Here is an 18,544-nt window from a genome sequence, read left to right as displayed (position 1 = left end):
CATCAGATCCGAAGCAGTCCCTCCTCGCGGATTTTTTCCCGCCATTTTGCGGGAGCCAGCGTGTGGACGTTGTTACCCCGCGCATCGACCGCGACCGTCACCGGCATATTCTCGACGGTGAATTCGTAGATCGCCTCCATCCCCAACTCCTCGAAGGCGACAACTCGCGCTTCCTTGATCGCACGGGCGACGAGATAGGCGGCACCGCCGGTGGCCATCAGATAGGCGACCTTGAACCGGCTGATCACGTCGACCGCGTCGGCCCCTCGTTCGGCCTTGCCGATCATCGCCAGAAGGCCGAGGTCGAGCATCATTTCGGTGAACTTGTCCATCCGTGTGGCGGTGGTCGGGCCGGCGGGGCCGACCACCTCGCCCATCACCGGATCGACCGGCCCGACGTAATAGATCGCGCGCCCGGCGAAATCGACCGGCAGTTCCTCGCCCTTCTCGAGCATGTCGGCGATCTTCTTGTGCGCGGCGTCGCGCCCCGTCAGCATCTTGCCCGACAGCAGAAGCCGATCGCCATGCTCCCAGCTCGATACTTCCTCGGGCGTCAGATTGTCGAGATCGACTCGCTTGGCCGCGCTGTCCGGCGCCCATTGAACCTTCGGCCAATTGTCGAGATCGGGCTTTTCCAGATAGCTGGGTCCCGATCCGTCGAGCGTGAAATGCGCATGGCGGGTGGCGGCGCAATTGGGGATCATGCCCACCGGTTTGCCCGCGGCATGGCACGGCCAGTCGAGGATCTTGACGTCGAGCACCGTCGACAGACCGCCAAGACCTTGCGCGCCGATCCCCTGGGCATTGACGGCATCGAAAATGTCGATCCGCAGTTGCTCCAGATCGTTTTGGGGGCCCCGACGCTTGAGTTGCGCCATGTCGATGGGTTCCATCAGGCTGAGCTTGGCGAGCTTCATGCAATGTTCGGCCGTTCCGCCGATGCCGATACCCAGCATCCCGGGAGGACACCAGCCGGCGCCCATCGAAGGGATCTGCTCGACCACCCAATCGACGATATTGTCGCTCGGGTTCATCATCTTGAACTTGGACTTGTTCTCGCTGCCACCGCCCTTGGCAGCGACATCGATCCCGACCGTATCGCCCGGTACCATCTCGACCGAAAGATTGCTGGGCGTGTTGTCGCGGGTGTTGCGGCGCGTGAAGGCGGGATCGGCCAGGATCGAGGCGCGCAACTTGTTGTCGGGATGGTTGTAGGCCTGCCTCACGCCTTCGTCGACGACCTCCTGCAGGCTGCGCTCGGAATCGAGCCGGCAGTTCTGGCCCCATCTGACGAAGACGTTGACGATGCCCGTGTCCTGGCAGATCGGACGGTGTCCTTCGGCGCACATCCGGCTGTTGGTGAGGATTTGCGCGATGGCATCCTTCGCCGCCGGGCCCTGCTCCGCCTCGTAGGCATCTCCCAGCGCGCGGATGTAATCCATCGGGTGATAGTAGGAGATGAACTGGAGCGCGTCGGCGACGCTCTCGATGAGGTCTTCTTCCTTGATGATCGTCATGTCGCTCATCGGCTGTCCGCTCCTTCCGGTCGATCTTTCGGCGCCCATACGCCTTGCCGACACCTATGGTCAAAGCGCTTGGCCGCAAGACCGCTTGCTTATAAGGCACAGGCCGCGCCCGCTTGACCCGCTGTATTATAAGTGCAAGACACCCAAGGCATGACCACGACCATCGACCGTTCCGAGGCCGCCCGCCGCGCCATGATCGACAGCCAGCTTCGCACCAGCGGGGTCAACGAGCCCTTCGTTCTGGAACGGATGGGCAGCGTCGCGCGCGAGGATTTCGTTCCCGGGAGCGCGCGGGGCACCGCCTATATGGATCGCGCCATCCGCTTGCCGGATGGTGGCTTCCTTGCCGCGCCTTTGTTTCACGGGCTGATGCTGACCGAAGCGCGTCCCACGGCGAATGACGCGGTGATCGTGGTCGATGCCGGCAGCGGCTATCTCGCCGAGCTCGTCCGTCCGCTCGTCGCTTCCCTGGAAAGCGTTTCCGCTTCGGATGGAGCGCTTGGAAAGGCCAAGACGAAGGGGGCGGACCTGCTGCTGATCGACGGTGCGATCGAGCATTTGCCTATCAAACTTGCCACGCGGCTGGCCGATGGCGGGCGTGTGGTCACGGGATTGGTCGAACGCGGCGTCACCCGGCTTGCCACCGGGCGTGCGTCGGGCGGAACGGTCGCGCTGCTTCCGCTGGCCGAAACCGGTGTTCCCCGCCTTAGCGCCTTCGATCGGGATGCCGGCTGGAGCTTCTGATGGTCCGCGCCGGAGCTTCCCTTGCCGCCCTTGCCGCGAGCATGGCACTGGTCGCCGCTCCCGCGCGGGCCGATACGCTTCAGGAAGCCTTGACCCGTGCCTATCTGAACAATCCCACTCTCGAAGCCGCGCGGGCCCAGCAGCGCGCGACTGACGAGGGTGTGGCGGTCGAAAAGTCCGCCGGGCGTCCGTCGGTCAACGCCAACGGCTCGCTGACCGAATTCATCCAGCAGAGCTCGACCAGCTTCTTCACTCCGGACCGCGCCTTCAACACCGGGATCGACCTCGGCGTGCCGATCTATTCCGGCGGTGCAGTCAAGAATGCGGTGCGTGCCGCCGAGGAGCGGGTCGAGGCGGGGCGCGCCGACCTGCGCGGCACCGAAAGCGCGATCTTCAGCCAGGTCGTCGCCGCCTATATGGATGTTCTGCGCAACCAGGCGATCGTCGGGCTCAACGCCAATCAGGTGGACGTGCTGACGATCAATGCCGAGGCGACCAGCGACAGGTTCGAGATCGGCGATCTTACCCGTACCGATGTCGCGCAATCGGAGTCGCGGCTCGCGCTGGCGCGCAGCGATCTGCAGTCCGCTCAGGCCAATCTCATCGCCGCTCGCGAAAATTATATCGCTCTGGTCGGCGAAGTCCCCACCGATCTCCAGCCACCACCACCGCTTCCGGGACTTCCCGAGACCGTGGTGACGGCGGTCGAGGTTGCACTTGAGAACAACCCAGACCTCATCGCCGCGATCGAGCGGGCCGAGGCAGCCGATTTCGATATCGAGGTCGCCGGATCGGGCCGCCTGCCGCGCGTTTCCGTATTCACCGGCTACGATTACCAGAATTTCCTCGGCAGCGTGCCGGGTGCCCTGCTTGATCCGGAGGATCCCACCGGGCCGGTGATCGCCAGCCCGCAAACCTCGACCGCCGCGCAGGCCGGGATATCCTTTACCCTCCCGATCTTCCAAGGCGGACGCCCGGCCGCGTTGCAGCGCCAGGCTCAGGCACGGGCCGCCGCGGCGCTCGAGAACGTCATCGCCGCCGAGCGCGATGTCATAGCCCAGGTCCGCTCGGCCTGGTCGAGCTGGCAAGCGGCACTGGCCATCATCCAGAGCTCGCAGGTCGCGGTCGAAGCCGCCGAGCTCAGCCTCGAGGGTGTGCGCGCGGAGAATTCGATCGGCAACCGCACAGTGCTCGACGTGCTCAACGCCGAACAGGAATTGCTCACCGCGCGGGTCCAGCTCGTCACCGCGCGGCGCAACGCCTATGTCGCAGGTTTCAGCCTGCTTGCGGCGATGGGCAGGGCTGAGGCCCGTGATCTCGGTTTCCTCGGCGAAGGCCAGCTCTACGATCCGATCGCCAATTACGACCGGGTCGAGGGAGCTTGGTGGGACTGGCAGCGCGATCCGGATCCGGTCACCGTCACCACCAGCACCGCCGATACGCCGCCGCAGACCGCCGAAATCGACGAGGTTGAAGAATTCGGCCCCGAAGTCGATTATTAGCATCTGTCCCGATTCGTATCGGGGCGCAGAACGAGGGGCACGAAATGGACCATCCGGGCGAACCATCGGTCGAGGAAATACTCGATTCGATCAAGAAGGTGATCGCGCGCGATAACCGCGAGGGCGCAATCGCCGAGCGACGTCGGCGCAGCCAGCAGGCGGTCGAGGACCGAAACCCGGAGCCCGCCGATGGCGAGGAGGCCGAGGAAGTCCTCGAGCTCGACGAAGACGCGATGGTCGCGCTCGACGGGGATGCCGATCTCGACGAAGATTACGATTTCGAGGCGGAAGAGCCCCGTGCCGAAGACGATGCGGAACTGCCGCTGACCGCCGACCAGACCCGCCAGTCGATGCGCGCCAATTTCGAGGCGCTGGCGACCCTGGCGAGACCCGGAGCCGCTCCGCAGATCGTGCGTTCGGGCGAAACCTCACTAGAAGGTCTGGTGCGCGACATGCTGCGCCCCATGCTTGCCGAATGGCTCGACGATAACCTGCCGGGGATGGTCGAGGAGATGGTCAAGGCGGAGATCGCCCGGATCGCCGGCAAGCGAAGCTAAACGCTTAACTTTCGCGCAGCGGCGGACTAGTCCCCGTTTCATGACGAGTCCTCTCCGGGTCGCACGCCCGTTTCTCGGCGCTCTGGCGCTTCTTGCAACACCGCTCGGCGCGCAGGGCCAGTCGTCTTCCGACAAGCCCCCGATGCGCGCCGAGGACCTGATAACCACGCCCCGCCTCGGCAGTCCGGTGGTGAGCGCGGATGCGCGTTACGCGGTCTATCCGGTGACCGAGACCGATCCGGAGAGCTACGAGCGCGAAAGTGTCTTTTATCTGCGCAGCCTGACCGACGCCGATGCGGCCCCGCGCCGGTTGGACTTGGGCGGCAGCGCCTCTTCCCTCGCGTTCGGCGATGACGACTGGCTGTATTTCCTCTCCGATCGCGATCGGGCCGGCGCGGGCGCGCAGGTCTGGCGGGCGAAGCTCGACACCGCGGGCAATCTCGGAACGCCAACCCAGGTTACCACCCTGGACAATGCGGTCGGCGGCTTCGCCGTATCGCCTCAGGGTGACAAAATCGCAGTCTGGGCTGATCTGCCCCGTGATTGCGAGAGCTTCGGCTGCGAGCAAGGGAAGGACAAGGACAGCGTCGGCGATGGTCGGCTCTACGAGGGCGACGGCGGCTTCGTCAGGCACTGGGACAGCTGGGCCACCCCCGGTACGCTCAGCCGCGTCTTCGTCTTCGATCTTGCCCAGGGGCGCGCGGACGGGGAAGGGACGGCGATCGACGGCCCCGCCGGCGCGAACGCGCTGGTTGGCGACACGCCGACCAAGCCCTTCGGCGGCGGCGAGGACGTCGCTTGGGCACCCGACGGCAACGGCCTCTATTTCGTCGCGCGCGAAAGCGGAGCGGAAGAACCGACGTCCACCGATCTCGACATCTACTGGTCGGACCTCTCGGGCGGCGCGCCCGTCAATCTGACCGACGCCAACCGTGCCTACGACGCCCTGCCCACGCCATCGCCCGACGGACAATATCTCGCCTATGTCGCGATGGCCCGCCCGGGTTACGAAGCTGATCGCCAGGTCATCCAGCTTCGCGACATGAAGACCGGCGTGGTCACGCCGCTCACGCAGGATTTCGACCGCAGCTTCGGCTCGCTTGCCTGGACACCCGATTCTCGCTGGCTGGTCGCGACCGCCGGAGATGTTCTGGATACGCCCGCCTACCGCATCGATCCGCGCAACGGTGCGGTCGAGCGGCTCGACCTGATGGCCGGGCATGAGGCCCATATCGGCAATGTCGTGCCACTCGGCTCCGACCGGCTGCTGTTTACCCGCGATTCGATCGGCGCTCCGGCGGAGCTGTTCCTGGCTCGCGACTGGCAGCAGGCGATGCCGTTGACCGATGTCGCCGCCACCCGCACCGGCCGGCTGGCATCGACCATGACCACCCGCTTCAGCTTTCCCGGCGCGAACGGCGACACGGTGTGGGGCCAGATCACCCGGCTCGAGAACCAGACCGGCCCTATCCCGGCGATCCTTTACGTCCACGGCGGGCCGCAGGGATCGTTCAACGACAGCTGGTCGAGCCGCTGGAATCCCCGCGTGCTGGCGAGCCAGGGCTATGCAGTGATCTCGATCGATTTCCACGGATCGACGGGATACGGCCAGACCTTCACCGACAGCATCAACCGCGACTGGGGTGGCAAGCCGCTCGAAGATCTCAAGCTCGGCCTCGCCGCAGCGCTGCGCGAGGATCGCCAGATCGACGGCAGCCGCGCTTGCGCCATGGGCGCGAGCTACGGCGGCTACATGATGAACTGGATCGCGGGCCAATGGCCCGACCGGTTCAGATGCCTGGTCCAGCACGACGGAATCTTCGACCTGAGGAGCTTCTATTACTCGACCGAGGAGCTATGGTTTCCGCGCTGGGACTTCGGCGGCTCCTATGCCCAGAACAGCGCGCTCTACGAACGCTGGAACCCGGTCAATCACGTCGAGGAATGGCAGACGCCGATGCTGGTGGTGACGGGGATGAAGGATTTCCGCGTGCCCTACACCCAGGGGATCGCCAGTTTTACCGCCCTGCAGGAGCGCGACATTCCCGCGCAGCTGCTGGTGTTCGAGGACGAGAATCATTGGGTCCTGGGCGCGGAGAATTCGCTCCAGTGGCACCAGACGGTATTCGCCTGGCTCGATCGCTGGCTGAAGCAGTGAAGCGCTTCGAACTGAACAAAGCGGAACGTGCGCTGGCCAAGATCGGCGGCGAGGAGATCGAACGGCACATCTTCCTGTGTGCCGTGTCGGAAAAGCAGAAATGCTGTAACCGCGACACCGGCCGGGAAGCGTGGAGCTATCTCAAGAGGCGGCTCAAGGAATTGAAGCTGGCGGGTCCCAAGCGCGACGGCGGGGCGGGCGGTATTCAGCGGACCAAGGCCGACTGCCTGCAAATCTGCGAGGCGGGCCCGATCGCGATCGTCTGGCCTGACCGGGTCTGGTACCATTCCTGCACGCCTACCGTCCTCGAGCGGATCATTCAGGAACATCTGATCGGGGGGCGACCGGTCGAGGAATTCCGTTTGCGGGTGCCCGCCTAACGTTCCGTGCCATCGTCCACCGAGTTATCGTGTCCTGTACCCGACGAGAGGAATACCAGACCCATAAGAGCGCTTGCGAGAAGCATCGAGAACCCCACGCCCAGCCCGATGGCGATGTAGTAGTGCACCGATGCGGGGCTGTCCGGATCGTAGACCAGGGCCAGGACCACGGCCACCACAATTACCGTTACCACCGCCATGATGCGCATGACGCGCTTGTAGCGCGCCCAGGCGAAGGCAGCCGTTTGGGGATCGTCGAGGGGGGACTTGCCGACCATGTTCGCGCCTGTGCCCCCGCGCCCGCTCGGTTGCAAGCCGTCTGCGGCTGGCTTTCGCAGCGGATCGGTGGCATTCTCCCGATCGAGAGGAGAGGAGAGCCACCATGCGCATCGCCAAACTGATCGAGAACCGCGCGAGTTCGGATATCGTCTCCGCCACCGTCGACACGCCGATGCGCGAGGCGGTCGCCCTGCTCGCCACCCGGCGGATCGGAGCGATCCCGGTGATGAAGGAAGGCCGGGTCGCCGGCATATTCTCGGAACGCGACGTGATCTACCGACTCGCCGACGAGGGCGAAGTCTGCCTGTCGCGTCCGCTCGGGGAAGTGATGACCGCACCTGCCATCACCGTCGATCGCGAGACGCCCTGCGACGGCGCCCTGGCGCTGATGACGCGGCGGCGCATCCGCCATCTTCCCGTGCTCGACGACGAGACGCTGTGCGGCTTCATCTCGATCGGGGATCTGGTCAAGTCGCGGATCGACGAGGTGCAGACCGAGGCAGCGGCCATGCGCAACTACATCACGAGCTATTGATCCTGCCTTGAGAGCCAAGGCCCGAGCGCCTACATTGGCTGTAATGGCCGAAATGCTCACTCTCACCGACGCGGCGGCGAAGCGTATCGCCTGGATTGCGCAGCGACAGTCCAAACCCGCGATCCTGCGCCTGTCGGTCGAAGGTGGCGGCTGTTCCGGCTTTCAGTACAAGTTCGACCTCGCCGAGGGTATGGAGGACGACGATTCGGTCAGCGACACCGACGGGGTGAAGCTGGTCGTCGATCCGGTGAGCCTCGACCTCGTTTCGGGAAGCACGGTAGATTTCGTCGAATCGCTGGGCGGTGCGGCCTTCCGGGTCGAAAATCCCCAGGCTGCGGCAGGTTGCGGTTGCGGTTCGAGCTTCGGCATCTAAGCCTGCGGGCATGCGAATAGCGTCCTTCAACATCAACGGTATCAAGGCGCGCCTGCCGCGGCTCGTCGAGTGGCTCGAAGAGACCCGGCCGACGGTCGCCTGCCTGCAGGAGATCAAGAGCCAGGACGAGGGGTTCCCCGTCGAGGCTTTCGAAAAGATCGGATACAATGGAATCTGGCACGGGCAGAAAAGCTTCAACGGGGTCGCCATCCTCGCCGACGGCGTGGAACCGGTCGAAACCCAGCGCGGCCTGCCGCACCTCTCGCAGGACGATGCCGAGGACGATCACGCCCGCTATCTCGAAGCCGAGGTCAGGGGCGTGCGCGTCGGGTGCATCTACCTGCCCAACGGCAATCCGCAGCCGGGGCCCAAGTTCGATTACAAGCTGCGCTGGATGGAACGGCTCCGCTCGCATGCCGAAAGCCTTTGGCGCGCCGAAGTGCCGACCGCGCTCGTCGGCGACTACAACGTCATTCCCGAAGACAAGGACGTGTGGTCCCCCAAGGCGATGGCGTCCGACGCATTGATGCAACCCGAATCGCGCGATGCCTATGCGAGGATGCTTGGCGACGGCTGGACCGACGCCATCGACGTACTCAACCCGCGCGGCGGCGTGTGGACCTTCTGGGACTACCAGGCCGGTGCGTGGCAGCGCGACCACGGCTTCCGGATCGACCACCTGTTGCTCTCACCCGAATTGGCCGACCGGATGACGTCCGCCGGAGTCGACAAGGAATATCGCGGGCGCGAGAAGGCCAGCGATCACGCCCCCGTCTGGGTGGAGCTGAGGGACTGACCGCCTCGCGGCGGTCGCCCGCTCATTTGTAGAAGATGTGGGTGTCGATGGTCGCGGTAGCGACCTTGCGCCGGCTCCAGCTGGGACGCACGTAATTGGCGTGAAAATAGAGCGAATCGCGCGCTTCGCTGTCCCACAACCCCTGGTGGGCGATGCGAGCGATCGCCTGAGCCCGGTTCCAGGCAGCGCTCGAGGTGCGCGCCCGCGGAATGCGGCCGTTTTTCACAAAACTGAACTGCGCGCGCTGAGTCACCACGCCGCAATAGCTGGCGGGAAAGAGCGAGGAAGCAGCGCGATTGATGACGACCTGCGCGACGGCGAGCTGACCGGTCAGAGGTTCGCCGCGAGCCTCGAAATAGATCGCGCCGGCGAGGCATTTGAGCTCTTCCGACAACGGGCTGTCGACCGAGGTCTGCTCGACAAGCTCGGCGAGGGTGCCGGCCTGGATCGAGACGGTCGGGGCCTGAGTGTGTTCCACCACAGGCTCTTCGGGAAGCGGCTGAACGACTTCCTGCGAGACGAAATCGGGAAGGAGCTCCTCTTCCGACGTGCCAGGATCGGCCATCGTAGCGGGAGCGGGAGCGGGAACGGTTTCCTGCGCGAATGCGCCGGAACCCTCGACATTGGTGATCGTAAAGATCATTCCCGCGGCAACCAGCGCCGCGGTGGCAGTTTTGCGAACCATGTTGTCTTACATTTGAGCGGTTGGCGCACTGTCGCAGGCTGGGACCGATGGGCGTTGGTTGCCTCGTGGACTGGTCCGTCGCGGCCTGCCGGCCACCCCCCGTCTGCGTGCCAGCTGGTCGACCCCGTGCCGTCCTCAGCCGCCTTCGCATCCAAGTTGCGGCGGGCAAATAGTCACGGATGAAACCAAGTCAACCTACTTAACCAAGCCTGCGATGAAACGCTCCGCATTTGCGATTTCCAGCTCAACCAACCAGCTATCGGGATCCTGGGCGATCCGACGGGTAAGATAGTCCGAAAATTCTTTTTTGTTATCAACGGTTTCTTCTCGCGCGCAGATGAAGCTACGCGACCCGTTTCGTTGCGGCATCCGCTCCCAGAATCGCGCATTTGCGCCAGGTTCGCGTGTCAGGAGGAGAAGGACTCCCGCATCCCGTTCACCTTTCGAAACAACCGTTGCAAAGCCTCCTGCCGATTCGATCGTGCGGATCAGTCCGGACACTTCGACATGGGTCGGCAGGCGCCCGTCCATTGCCCTAGCCACTCGCCGGTGCCGAATAACCCGGCAGGGTGGACAGGGCGATGCGGCTTTTCATGAAGGTGCCGGTCCCGCGACCGATCTCGTCGCCGTCGGCATCCACCAATCGCGATTCGGCGACGAACACACGCTTGCGCCCGCTTACCCAGCGCCCCTCGGCCACCACCTCGCCATGCCGCACCGGCTTGGTGAAATGCAGGTTGAACGAGGTGGTGAGCAGAAAACGATCCGTCACCAGCGTATTGGCCGCGTAGAAGGCCGCATCGTCGAGCATCTTGAAATAGACGGTACCATGGGCCGCGCCGGCCGCATGGTAGATCCGCTCGTCGATCGTGAAGGCAATGCGCGCCTGCCCCTCGCCGAGGATCTCGCAGCGCGATTCGAACAGGGCGTTCACCGGCGCTGCGGCATAGAGCCGTTCCAGCGCGCGGTGATGCGTTTGCGAACCGGTTGCGTTCAATCTCCGCCTCCGAACGAGGTCAGCGCGGCTCGACCCAGCCGATCGATCCATCGCGCCGGCGGTAGACCATGTTGTGCCGCCCGGTGGCGGCGTTCTTGAAGAACAGGGCCCCGGTATCGCGCAGATCGAGCATCATCACCGCATCGGCGACGCTCGCCTCAGGGATGTCGGAAGTCGTTTCGGCGATGATCGGCGGCGCGTCCTGCTCGGCCTCGTCATCGGTTTCGGGTTCCGGCGCGGCAAAGATGGTGTAGGCCGCTTCTTCCTCTGCGGCGGCATGATCGGCCTGAACATGGCGATCCTGCACCCGGCGCTTGTAACGCCGCAGCTGCTTTTCGATCTTGGTCGCAGCTTGATCGAAACTTTGATGGATGTCCTGCGCCTCGCCATGACTCTTGAGGATCAGGCCCTTGCTGACGTGAGTGACGATATCACTGGTGAAGGCCCCATGCGCGCCCTTGCCAAAGGTGACATTGCTGGAAAGTGCGCGGTTGAAGTGTTTTTCGACCATGCCTTCGAGGCGGTCCGATACATAGGTCTGCAAAGCTTCGCCGGTGTCGATCTGGTGTCCCGAGACGCGGATATCCATAAAACTGTTATCTCCTGATAAAGCCACGACCCTGAAACGCTCGCCGGCCCGTCAGGTGCCCCACAGAGGAGCATTCATCGCGCCGACGAAGGCGCCGTGCCGCGCCAGCTCTTCCGCACTTGCCGCATGGGGGCGCGGATCGCGGCGCCGGCCTTCGGGTGCCTTTCGAACGATGCTCGCCGCGACCGCCACCGGCGCGGTTTCGCTCGCCAGCTCGAGCCCGATCTGGCGTCCGCCCTTCAGTTCGACATAGACCTGAGCCAGCAGCTCGGCATCGAGCAGCGCCCCGTGCTTGACCCGATGGCTGCGGTCGATGCCGTAACGCGTGCACAGCGCGTCGAGCGAAAGCTTGGCACCGGGGTGCTTCTTCTTCGCCATGGCGACCGTATCCACCATACGGCTGGTGCACACGCATTCGAGCGCACACAGTGTGAGTTCGGCGTTGAGGAAAGCGAAGTCGAAGCCCGCATTGTGCGCGATCAGCGGGGAATCGGCGATGAAGTCGAGCAGCGCGCTCGCAGTGTCGCGAAAGCGCGGCTTGTCGGCGAGGAAGATGGACGACAGCCCGTGGACCGCCTCCGCCCCGGCGGGCATGTCGCGCTCGGGATTGAAATAGGCGTGATAGGTCGCCCCGGTCGGCACCAGATTGACGAGTTCGACACATCCGATCTCGACCATCCGGTCGCCGGTCTTGGGATCGAGGCCAGTAGTTTCGGTATCGAACACGATCTCGCGCATCGGCATCGGTGTGGGCCTGTTGCGGATTTGTTGCAAGGGGCGGCGCGGGGTTTTTCTAGGCGGTGAGGCGCGCCACCAGTGCCTCGACCTGCCGCTCGGTTTCCTCAAGCGTGACGCCGGTGTCGATGACATGATCGGCGCGGGCGCGCTTTTCGGCATCGGGGGTCTGCAGCGACAGGATATGCGCGAATTTCTGTTCCGTCATACCCGGACGCGCGAGAACGCGTTGCCGCTGGACGGGGCCCGGCGCCGAAACCACCGCGACTGCATCGACCCGTTCTGCTCCACCCTTTTCGTAAAGAAGCGGGATGTCGAAGACGATCAGCGGGACCCTAGCGTGTTCAAGAAGGAACGCCGCGCGCCGCTCCGCCACCGCCGGGTGGACGATCACTTCGAGGCGAGCAAGTGCCTCAGGATCGCCGAAGACTGCGGCACCGAGTTCGTCGCGCAGAACGCCTTGCGCGCCGGTGCTGCCGGGAAAGGCGCGTTCGATGGGTTCGACCAGTACCCCACCAGGCCCCTGCATCGCCCGGACCTCGGCATCGGCATCGAAGACCGGGACTCCGGCCCCCGCGAACATCGCGGCGACCGTCGACTTGCCCATGCCGATCGATCCGGTGAGGCCGAGAATGAAGGGCTTCGTCATCGAGTCAGCAGCGCACGAAGCTCGGCATCGTGCTCACGCGGCGCGGGCTCGCCGAAGAAAAGCGCGAAGGCGGCGGCCGCCTGGCCGATCAGCATGGCAAGCCCGTCGATGGTCTCGAACCCGGCGTCGCGAGCGTTCGCGAGAAATTGGGTCTCCACCGGGTCGGTGACGATGTCGTAGGCGATCGAGCCCGGCGGGGCATGACTCCAGTCGAAAGGGAGGGGAGGCTTCCCGCGCATGCCGAGCGGGCTGGCATTGATCACCAGGTCGAGACAGCCTTTCCGGTCTTCGAAAGCAAAGTCGGTGGGGCCCGCGAAATGATCAAGGGACACCGCGTGGTGCTCGCCCGCTGGCGCAAGCTCGCTCAGGATCCCCTGCGCCTTGCCCGGATCGCGCCCCGCGAGGACGATGGTGAAGCCTTCGCCCGCCAGGCTGGCCACGATCGCGCGGGCTGCTCCGCCTGTGCCCAGCACGCGGGCCATACGAAAATAATGTTGCGTGGCGAGAAGGGGGCGAAGCGGCTCCAGAAACCCAGCCGCATCGGTATTGTATCCCGCTAGCCCTCGATCCATGGCGGGACAGACGGTATTGACTGCACCGATCGCCGCAGCAGGCTCCTCGATGCTGTCGAGCGAGTCTTGGACTGCCTGCTTGTGCGGCATGGTCACGTTGCATCCTAGCCAGTCAGGGTCCGAACGTCGTTCCGCAAGAAAGGCGTTCACACCGTTTGCGCCGACCCGCGTCGCCCGATAATCCGCATCGATCCCGAGCTTTTTCAGCCAGAAGCCATGGATCGCCGGCGACTTCGACTGGGCGATCGGATCGCCGATCACTTCCGCATAGTGCCTGCTCATGCCAGCAGCGCGCCTTCCTGGCGCAGCGCGCCGAGCACCTGCAACAGCGGCATGCCGAGCACCGTGAACTGATCGCCGATCACGCTTTCGAAGAGCTGCGGGCCCGGCCCTTCGATGCGGAACACGCCGACGCAGTGGGACACCGCCGGCCATTCCGCGTCGAGATAGGCGGCGATGAACTCGTCGCTCAATTCGCGCACATGGAGCCGCGCGAAATCGCTGCCGATCCAGACGATGCGACCGTCGCGGGCAAGGGCGGCGGCGCTGTGGAGAGCCATCGTCCGGCCGGAGAAATGCCGCAAATGCTTCGCAGCCTCCTCGCGGCTGGCCGGCTTGTCGAATCGCCGTCCCTCGACTTCCACCAGCGAATCGCTGCCCAGGACCAGGCCGTCGCAATCCACCGTCGCCGCCTTGGCCGCCGCCAGGGCCTGCGCGATCTCGGCGGGATCGGCACCTTCCATGTTCGCTTCCAGAGCGCGTTCGTCGATGGCGGCCGGGCGTACCACGAAATCGACTCCCGCCGCTTCCAGCATCGCGCGACGCGATTCGCTCTTCGAGGCGAGGACGATCCTTTCGCGGGAAAGCGACGTCATATCGCCCGGACACCTTCGAAATGATCGCGATCGTCGCGGCGCGCACGGTCTCCGAGCAGCTTGATGACCGCCGCGGCGGTCTCCTCGATCGAGCGGCGCGTGACGTCGATCACCGGCCAGCCGTTGTCCGCAAACAACCGCCTCGCGAAAGCGACTTCCTTGCCGACCCTCTCGTTGTCGACATAATCGGTCTTCGCCTGTTGGTTGAGGCTCAGCAGCCGGTTGCGCCTGATCTGAACCAGCCTTTCGGGCGAGCTGGTGAGACCGACGATCATGGGGTGCTTGAGCTCGTAGAGCTTTTCGGGCGGTGGGCTTTCGACCACCAACGGGATGTTGGCGACCTTGTAGCCGCGGTTGGCGAGATAGATGCTCGTGGGTGTCTTCGAACTGCGCGACACGCCGGCCAGCAGGATATCGGCCTCCTCCCAATTCTCCCACCCAATTCCGTCATCGTGCGCGATGGTGAACTGGATCGCCTCGACCCGCTGAAAATAGGCGTCGTCCATGATATGCTGACGCCCCGGACGCCCGTGCGCTTCCTGACCGAGGGCGGCTTCGAGCGCCTCGGTCACCCGGTCGAGCACGGCGACGGCGGGAAGGTTGAGGTGGCGACAGCATTCCTCCAGGCGCTTGCGGGTCTCTTCGTTCACCAGCGTGTAGAGGACGAGACCGGGACTGGCCTCGAGTTCCGGCATGATCCGTTCGAGATGCTGCCGACTGCGTACCATCGGCCAGAAGTGCCGCACCACGTCGGCATTCTCGAATTGGGCCAGCGCCGCCTTGCCGATCATCTCCAGCGTCTCGCCGGTGGAATCCGAGACAAGGTGGAGATGGATACGGGTCACTTGGAGAGGGGCTCCGGCCTGTGGAAAGCACACTGCATAAACCACGGGACAGTCCGGCCCACAAGTTCGGGGACAAGATCCAGCCCCGCTACCGGCCGGTTCGCACGCATGCTTGTGGACATGCGGCACGGATAATCGACAGGCTGGGGATAGGACGCAAAACTCCGACTCGACTCAGGCGGGGTCGCGATTCGAACCCCCGTCGCCCCCTGTTCAAAGCGGGAGAAATCGGGCAGGGCGCGGCCGTCCCCGCTTTCCACAGGGCCAACAGACTCCATCATCTCTATTAAATAATATTTCTTATTTGGATTGGACACGCACGCGATGCCCGGCCCCCTGCTCGATACGCTGAACGGCAAGCGTGCTGAACGCGCACCCATGTGGCTGATGCGCCAGGCTGGGCGATATTTGCCCGAATACCGCAAACTGCGGGGCCAGAAGGGCGGTTTTCTGGAACTCGCCTACGAGAGCGAGGCGGCCTGCGAAGTGACCTTGCAGCCGATCGAGCGGTTCGGTTTCGACGGGGCGATCCTGTTCTCCGATATTCTCATCGTACCCCACGCGATGGGCCAGCACCTCGAATTCCTTGCCGGGGAAGGGCCGAAACTGTCCCCGCCGCTGGCGGACAGCGATCTGAGCGACCTCGCGCCCGACCGGTCGCGCTACGAAGCGATCTACGAAACGGTGCGCCGCTGCCGTGCGCGGCTGGGACCCGCGACGACCATGCTCGGATTCGCCGGTTCGCCCTGGACCGTGGCGACCTACATGATCGCTGGCGAAGGCAGCCGCGACCAGCACGAGGCACGCGCGATGGCCTATCGCGATCCCGCCAAGCTCGACGCATTGATCGGCGCGATCGCGGAGGAAACGGTCGCCTATCTTTCCGGCCAGATCGCGGCGGGTGCCGAGGCTGTCCAGCTGTTCGACAGCTGGGCGGGCAGTCTGGCTCCCGATCAGTTCGAACGCTGGGTCATCGCGCCCAACGCTCGTATCGTGGCAGCCTTGCGCAAAAGCCATCCCGATACGCCGGTGATCGGTTTCCCCAAGGGCGCCGGCGAGAAGCTGCCGGCCTACGCCCGCGAGACCGGCGTACAGGCGGTCGGCGTCGACGAGACCATCGATCCCGCCTGGGCGGCGCGCGAATTGCCTGCCGGAATGCCGGTGCAGGGCAATCTCGATCCGCTGCTGCTGCTGGCCGGTTCGGACGATCTCGAGCCGCGCATCCGCACGATCCTCGAGGCCTTCGCCCACCGGCCGCACGTCTTCAACCTCGGCCACGGGATCGACCGGCGCACACCGATCGCGCACGTCGAGCGACTGATCCGTGCGGTCCGCGGCTTCGAGGGGTGACGTGAGCGCAAACGTTTCCTACATCCCCGGGCGATGCAGGACGTGCTCTCCATGACCTATTACTGGCTCAAGGCCGGGCACATCATCTTCATGGTGTTCTGGCTGGCCGGCCTGTTCATGCTTCCCCGCCAGATGCTCTACCTGCATCCCTACGGCGAGGGGTCGCCGGAGCGCGATGTCTGGGCCGATCGGATAGGGAAACTCAGGCGGATCATCCTGACGCCCAGCCTCATCGTCGTCTGGGTGCTGGGGCTGTTGCTGGCCTGGACCATCGGTGCCTTTTCGCAGGGCTGGTTCCATGCCAAACTGCTGCTGGTGCTCCTGCTCACCGGCTATCACGGGTGGATGGTGGCGCAGGCGAAAAAGATGATCGCCGGCGAACGACCGCTCACCGAAAAGAATCTGCGGCTGTTCGGCGAGGTTCCGGCGATACTGCTGGCGCTGATCGTGGTCTTGGTCGTGGTCAAGCCGTTCTGAGCAACGCCCGGCCAATTACCGATTGACGCTGTCGCCCGGCGATCTTAATCCCGCCCCCAACGACCGGCCATTCGATCATCGGGCCGGGGCTCCGCCACGCCTGAGGAGCCGGATCTGCTTTCTCCAAGCCCATTGATCTCTCGGCAACCCCCATACTTCGATCCCCATTCGAGAAGACATATGCATCTCAAGGACTTGAAAGAAAAAGCGCCCGCCGACCTGGTGTCGATGGCCGAAGAGCTCGGCGTCGAGGGCGCGAGCACCATGCGGCGGCAGGACTTGATGTTCTGCATCCTGCGCGAACTGGCCGAGGACGAGGAGTACGAGGAGAAGATCTGCGGTATCGGCACCATTGAGGTGCTGTCCGACGGATTTGGCTTCCTTCGCTCGCCCGAGGCGAATTATCTCGCCGGCCCCGACGACATCTACGTCTCGCCCAACCAGATCCGCAAATGGGGTCTGCGCACCGGCGACACGGTCGAGGGCGAGATCCGCGCGCCGCGCGAGGGCGAGCGCTATTTTGCGCTCACCAGCCTCGACAAGGTCAATTACGACGAGCCCGAACAGGTCCGTCACCGGACCAATTTCGACAATCTCACGCCGCTCTACCCGGACCAGAAGCTCAATCTCGACACGCTCGACCCGACGGTGAAGGACAAGAGCGCGCGGGTGATCGATATCATCAGCCCTCAGGGCAAGGGCCAGCGCGCGCTGATCGTGGCCCCGCCGCGCACCGGCAAGACGGTGCTGTTGCAGAACATCGCCAAGGCGATCACCGACAACCATCCGGAGGTCTTCCTGCTGGTCCTGCTCGTCGACGAGCGGCCCGAGGAAGTCACCGACATGCAGCGCAGCGTGAAGGGCGAGGTCATCTCCTCGACCTTCGACGAGCCGGCCAACCGCCACGTCCAGGTCGCCGAAATGGTTATCGAAAAGGCCAAGCGGCTGGTCGAGCACAAGAAGGATGTGGTGATCCTGCTCGATTCGATCACCCGCCTCGGGCGCGCCTACAACACCGTCGTGCCGAGCTCGGGCAAGGTGCTGACCGGAGGCGTCGACGCCAACGCGCTGCAGCGCCCCAAGCGCTTCTTCGGCGCGGCGCGCAACATCGAGGAAGGCGGTTCGCTCTCGATCATCGCCACCGCGCTGATCGACACCGGCAGCCGCATGGACGAGGTCATCTTCGAGGAATTCAAGGGCACCGGCAATTCCGAGATCGTGCTCGACCGCAAGGTTTCCGACAAGCGCATCTTCCCCAGTCTCGATGTCGGCAAGTCCGGCACGCGCAAGGAGGAACTGCTGGTCGACAAGGACAAGCTCTCCAAGATGTGGGTCCTGCGCCGCATCCTCATGCAGATGGGGACGATCGACGCGATGGAATTCCTCCTCGACAAGATGAAGGATTCCAAGACCAACGAGGATTTCTTCGCCAATATGAACCAGTAAGCCAAACATCTGATGTTCATGGCTTATTAGGAGTGCCGAGCTAGACGGGCGGCGAAGGGAAAATCCCATGCAGCAACTCGTCTATCGTTCGCGTGCCACCCATGGGCTCGGTGCCGACGAAATCTTCCGGATCATCGAAACCTCGGCCCGCAACAATCCGGGCCGGGACGTTACCGGGTTTCTGGTTTTCGCCCGCGACCAGTTCATACAACTGGTGGAAGGTCCCGCGGCCTCACTCGACGCGCTGCTCGCGGTGCTTGAACGCGATCCGCGGCATTGCGACATTGAAATGCTCGAGCGGCGCAGTATCGCGGCGAGGTCCTTCCCCAAGTGGCGCATGGAACGTGTGTCCGTGGTCGGAGGCAATCTCGACAAGCTGACAGGCAGCCTGGCCACCGCGGGTGTCCCGTCTCATGTGATAGGCAAGATCCTGGGACAGCTGCAAACCAAGCGCGCGGCCTGACACTGTCTGCC

The 18,544-nt window shown here is 64.3% G+C and carries 23 protein-coding genes; 12 read left to right on the top strand and 11 right to left on the bottom strand.

The features are described from left to right. Window positions 1–2: 2 nt before the first annotated feature. Complete coding sequence (locus tag ACGHN1_RS00850; RefSeq protein WP_390549711.1) at window positions 3–1,517, bottom strand: fumarate hydratase; 1,515 nt, start codon at window positions 1,515–1,517, stop codon at window positions 3–5. A gap of 159 nt (window positions 1,518–1,676) precedes the next feature. Here ACGHN1_RS00850 and ACGHN1_RS00845 point away from each other — a divergent pair, with 159 nt between their 5' ends. The 5 genes from ACGHN1_RS00845 to ACGHN1_RS00825 are packed head-to-tail and all read left to right on the top strand — an operon-like array spanning window position 1,677 to window position 6,867. Then, entirely contained in the window at window positions 1,677–2,270 is a 594-nt protein-coding gene (locus tag ACGHN1_RS00845; RefSeq protein WP_390547500.1) for a protein-L-isoaspartate O-methyltransferase, read from the top strand. Further along, window positions 2,270–3,772: a TolC family outer membrane protein gene (locus ACGHN1_RS00840; RefSeq protein WP_390547498.1), complete on the top strand. Its 1,503-nt coding sequence runs from the start codon at window positions 2,270–2,272 to the stop codon at window positions 3,770–3,772. Before ACGHN1_RS00845 ends, ACGHN1_RS00840 begins: the two co-directional genes overlap by 1 nt. A 44-nt stretch (window positions 3,773–3,816) precedes the next feature. Beyond that, window positions 3,817–4,329, top strand: coding sequence for a DUF2497 domain-containing protein (locus ACGHN1_RS00835; RefSeq protein WP_390547497.1), 513 nt, complete (start codon window positions 3,817–3,819; stop codon window positions 4,327–4,329). Between the two features lie 40 nt (window positions 4,330–4,369). Next, window positions 4,370–6,487 (top strand): prolyl oligopeptidase family serine peptidase, encoded by a 2,118-nt coding sequence (locus tag ACGHN1_RS00830; protein WP_390547496.1) that lies wholly within the window; start codon window positions 4,370–4,372, stop codon window positions 6,485–6,487. After that, window positions 6,484–6,867: a ferredoxin gene (locus tag ACGHN1_RS00825; RefSeq protein ID WP_390547494.1), complete on the top strand. Its 384-nt coding sequence runs from the start codon at window positions 6,484–6,486 to the stop codon at window positions 6,865–6,867. The genes ACGHN1_RS00830 and ACGHN1_RS00825 overlap by 4 nt, the downstream gene beginning before the upstream one ends. Here ACGHN1_RS00825 and ACGHN1_RS00820 read toward each other — a convergent pair. Then, complete coding sequence (locus ACGHN1_RS00820; protein WP_390547492.1) at window positions 6,864–7,145, bottom strand: hypothetical protein; 282 nt, start codon at window positions 7,143–7,145, stop codon at window positions 6,864–6,866. The two genes, ACGHN1_RS00825 and ACGHN1_RS00820, sit on opposite strands and share 4 nt — an antisense overlap. A gap of 104 nt (window positions 7,146–7,249) precedes the next feature. On the opposite strand from ACGHN1_RS00820, the gene ACGHN1_RS00815 reads away from it, so the two are divergent. Genes ACGHN1_RS00815 through xth form a run of 3 tightly spaced genes read left to right on the top strand, consistent with a single transcriptional unit; the run spans window position 7,250 to window position 8,850 of the window. Further along, window positions 7,250–7,681, top strand: coding sequence for a CBS domain-containing protein (locus tag ACGHN1_RS00815; protein ID WP_390547490.1), 432 nt, complete (start codon window positions 7,250–7,252; stop codon window positions 7,679–7,681). A gap of 43 nt (window positions 7,682–7,724) precedes the next feature. Then, on the top strand, window positions 7,725–8,054 hold the full coding sequence (gene erpA / locus ACGHN1_RS00810; RefSeq protein ID WP_390547488.1) for an iron-sulfur cluster insertion protein ErpA: 330 nt from the start codon (window positions 7,725–7,727) through the stop codon (window positions 8,052–8,054). 10 nt (window positions 8,055–8,064) lie between these two features. Then, window positions 8,065–8,850: an exodeoxyribonuclease III gene (xth, locus tag ACGHN1_RS00805; RefSeq protein WP_390547486.1), complete on the top strand. Its 786-nt coding sequence runs from the start codon at window positions 8,065–8,067 to the stop codon at window positions 8,848–8,850. A gap of 22 nt (window positions 8,851–8,872) precedes the next feature. Here xth and ACGHN1_RS00800 read toward each other — a convergent pair whose 3' ends face one another. The 9 genes from ACGHN1_RS00800 to ACGHN1_RS00760 all read right to left on the bottom strand — a co-directional run bounded on the left by ACGHN1_RS00800 (window position 8,873) and on the right by ACGHN1_RS00760 (window position 14,797). Next, window positions 8,873–9,535 carry a cell wall hydrolase gene (locus ACGHN1_RS00800; RefSeq protein ID WP_390547484.1) on the bottom strand — a complete coding sequence of 221 codons (663 nt, stop codon included), beginning with the start codon at window positions 9,533–9,535 and terminating at the stop codon, window positions 8,873–8,875. A 195-nt stretch (window positions 9,536–9,730) separates the two neighbouring features. Next, window positions 9,731–10,066 carry a DUF1491 family protein gene (locus ACGHN1_RS00795; protein WP_390547482.1) on the bottom strand — a complete coding sequence of 112 codons (336 nt, stop codon included), beginning with the start codon at window positions 10,064–10,066 and terminating at the stop codon, window positions 9,731–9,733. Window positions 10,067–10,070: 4 nt separating this feature from the next. Beyond that, complete coding sequence (locus ACGHN1_RS00790) at window positions 10,071–10,532, bottom strand: PaaI family thioesterase (protein ID WP_390547480.1); 462 nt, start codon at window positions 10,530–10,532, stop codon at window positions 10,071–10,073. 19 nt (window positions 10,533–10,551) lie between these two features. Further along, complete coding sequence (gene hpf, locus ACGHN1_RS00785; protein ID WP_390547478.1) at window positions 10,552–11,121, bottom strand: ribosome hibernation-promoting factor, HPF/YfiA family; 570 nt, start codon at window positions 11,119–11,121, stop codon at window positions 10,552–10,554. A gap of 51 nt (window positions 11,122–11,172) precedes the next feature. Next, window positions 11,173–11,859, bottom strand: coding sequence for a DNA polymerase III subunit epsilon (gene dnaQ / locus ACGHN1_RS00780; protein WP_390547476.1), 687 nt, complete (start codon window positions 11,857–11,859; stop codon window positions 11,173–11,175). A gap of 55 nt (window positions 11,860–11,914) precedes the next feature. After that, window positions 11,915–12,505: a dephospho-CoA kinase gene (gene coaE, locus ACGHN1_RS00775; protein ID WP_390547474.1), complete on the bottom strand. Its 591-nt coding sequence runs from the start codon at window positions 12,503–12,505 to the stop codon at window positions 11,915–11,917. Next, on the bottom strand, window positions 12,502–13,359 hold the full coding sequence (locus ACGHN1_RS00770) for a shikimate dehydrogenase family protein (protein WP_390547472.1): 858 nt from the start codon (window positions 13,357–13,359) through the stop codon (window positions 12,502–12,504). Before ACGHN1_RS00770 ends, coaE begins: the two co-directional genes overlap by 4 nt. Next, window positions 13,356–13,952 (bottom strand): Maf family protein, encoded by a 597-nt coding sequence (locus ACGHN1_RS00765; protein ID WP_390547471.1) that lies wholly within the window; start codon window positions 13,950–13,952, stop codon window positions 13,356–13,358. The genes ACGHN1_RS00770 and ACGHN1_RS00765 overlap by 4 nt, the downstream gene beginning before the upstream one ends. Further along, entirely contained in the window at window positions 13,949–14,797 is an 849-nt protein-coding gene (locus ACGHN1_RS00760; protein ID WP_390547469.1) for a pyruvate, water dikinase regulatory protein, read from the bottom strand. Before ACGHN1_RS00760 ends, ACGHN1_RS00765 begins: the two co-directional genes overlap by 4 nt. 324 nt (window positions 14,798–15,121) lie before the next feature. Between ACGHN1_RS00760 and hemE the strand changes: the two genes are divergently transcribed. From hemE to ACGHN1_RS00740, 4 genes are all read left to right on the top strand, one after another. Then, window positions 15,122–16,147 (top strand): uroporphyrinogen decarboxylase, encoded by a 1,026-nt coding sequence (gene hemE / locus ACGHN1_RS00755; RefSeq protein ID WP_390547467.1) that lies wholly within the window; start codon window positions 15,122–15,124, stop codon window positions 16,145–16,147. 33 nt (window positions 16,148–16,180) lie between these two features. Then, on the top strand, window positions 16,181–16,624 hold the full coding sequence (locus tag ACGHN1_RS00750) for a CopD family protein (RefSeq protein ID WP_390547466.1): 444 nt from the start codon (window positions 16,181–16,183) through the stop codon (window positions 16,622–16,624). A gap of 180 nt (window positions 16,625–16,804) precedes the next feature. Then, entirely contained in the window at window positions 16,805–18,070 is a 1,266-nt protein-coding gene (gene rho / locus ACGHN1_RS00745; protein ID WP_390547464.1) for a transcription termination factor Rho, read from the top strand. 67 nt (window positions 18,071–18,137) lie between these two features. Beyond that, on the top strand, window positions 18,138–18,533 hold the full coding sequence (locus ACGHN1_RS00740) for a BLUF domain-containing protein (protein ID WP_390547462.1): 396 nt from the start codon (window positions 18,138–18,140) through the stop codon (window positions 18,531–18,533). Window positions 18,534–18,544 lie beyond the last annotated feature (11 nt).

The sequence above is a fragment of the Qipengyuania sp. MTN3-11 genome (assembly GCF_042851825.1).
Taxonomy (GTDB): Bacteria; Pseudomonadota; Alphaproteobacteria; order Sphingomonadales; family Sphingomonadaceae; genus Qipengyuania.
The sequence above is the reverse complement of the archived record's forward strand: the minus strand, read 5'-3'. Positions and strand labels throughout refer to the sequence as shown.

Excerpts from the sequence above, each read along its gene's own strand:
- ACGHN1_RS00850 (WP_390549711.1), bottom strand. The coding sequence starts at position 1,517 with ATGACGATCATCAAGGAAGAAGACCTCATCGAGAGCGTCGCCGACGCG.
- ACGHN1_RS00845 (WP_390547500.1), top strand. The coding sequence starts at position 1,677 with ATGACCACGACCATCGACCGTTCCGAGGCCGCCCGCCGCGCCATGATC.
- ACGHN1_RS00840 (WP_390547498.1), top strand. The coding sequence starts at position 2,270 with ATGGTCCGCGCCGGAGCTTCCCTTGCCGCCCTTGCCGCGAGCATGGCA.
- ACGHN1_RS00835 (WP_390547497.1), top strand. The coding sequence starts at position 3,817 with ATGGACCATCCGGGCGAACCATCGGTCGAGGAAATACTCGATTCGATC.
- ACGHN1_RS00830 (WP_390547496.1), top strand. The coding sequence starts at position 4,370 with ATGACGAGTCCTCTCCGGGTCGCACGCCCGTTTCTCGGCGCTCTGGCG.
- ACGHN1_RS00820 (WP_390547492.1), bottom strand. The coding sequence starts at position 7,145 with ATGGTCGGCAAGTCCCCCCTCGACGATCCCCAAACGGCTGCCTTCGCC.
- ACGHN1_RS00815 (WP_390547490.1), top strand. The coding sequence starts at position 7,250 with ATGCGCATCGCCAAACTGATCGAGAACCGCGCGAGTTCGGATATCGTC.
- erpA (WP_390547488.1), top strand. The coding sequence starts at position 7,725 with ATGGCCGAAATGCTCACTCTCACCGACGCGGCGGCGAAGCGTATCGCC.
- xth (WP_390547486.1), top strand. The coding sequence starts at position 8,065 with ATGCGAATAGCGTCCTTCAACATCAACGGTATCAAGGCGCGCCTGCCG.
- ACGHN1_RS00800 (WP_390547484.1), bottom strand. The coding sequence starts at position 9,535 with ATGGTTCGCAAAACTGCCACCGCGGCGCTGGTTGCCGCGGGAATGATC.
- ACGHN1_RS00795 (WP_390547482.1), bottom strand. The coding sequence starts at position 10,066 with ATGGACGGGCGCCTGCCGACCCATGTCGAAGTGTCCGGACTGATCCGC.
- hpf (WP_390547478.1), bottom strand. The coding sequence starts at position 11,121 with ATGGATATCCGCGTCTCGGGACACCAGATCGACACCGGCGAAGCTTTG.
- dnaQ (WP_390547476.1), bottom strand. The coding sequence starts at position 11,859 with ATGCGCGAGATCGTGTTCGATACCGAAACTACTGGCCTCGATCCCAAG.
- coaE (WP_390547474.1), bottom strand. The coding sequence starts at position 12,505 with ATGACGAAGCCCTTCATTCTCGGCCTCACCGGATCGATCGGCATGGGC.
- ACGHN1_RS00770 (WP_390547472.1), bottom strand. The coding sequence starts at position 13,359 with ATGAGCAGGCACTATGCGGAAGTGATCGGCGATCCGATCGCCCAGTCG.
- ACGHN1_RS00765 (WP_390547471.1), bottom strand. The coding sequence starts at position 13,952 with ATGACGTCGCTTTCCCGCGAAAGGATCGTCCTCGCCTCGAAGAGCGAA.
- hemE (WP_390547467.1), top strand. The coding sequence starts at position 15,122 with ATGCCCGGCCCCCTGCTCGATACGCTGAACGGCAAGCGTGCTGAACGC.
- ACGHN1_RS00750 (WP_390547466.1), top strand. The coding sequence starts at position 16,181 with ATGCAGGACGTGCTCTCCATGACCTATTACTGGCTCAAGGCCGGGCAC.
- rho (WP_390547464.1), top strand. The coding sequence starts at position 16,805 with ATGCATCTCAAGGACTTGAAAGAAAAAGCGCCCGCCGACCTGGTGTCG.
- ACGHN1_RS00740 (WP_390547462.1), top strand. The coding sequence starts at position 18,138 with ATGCAGCAACTCGTCTATCGTTCGCGTGCCACCCATGGGCTCGGTGCC.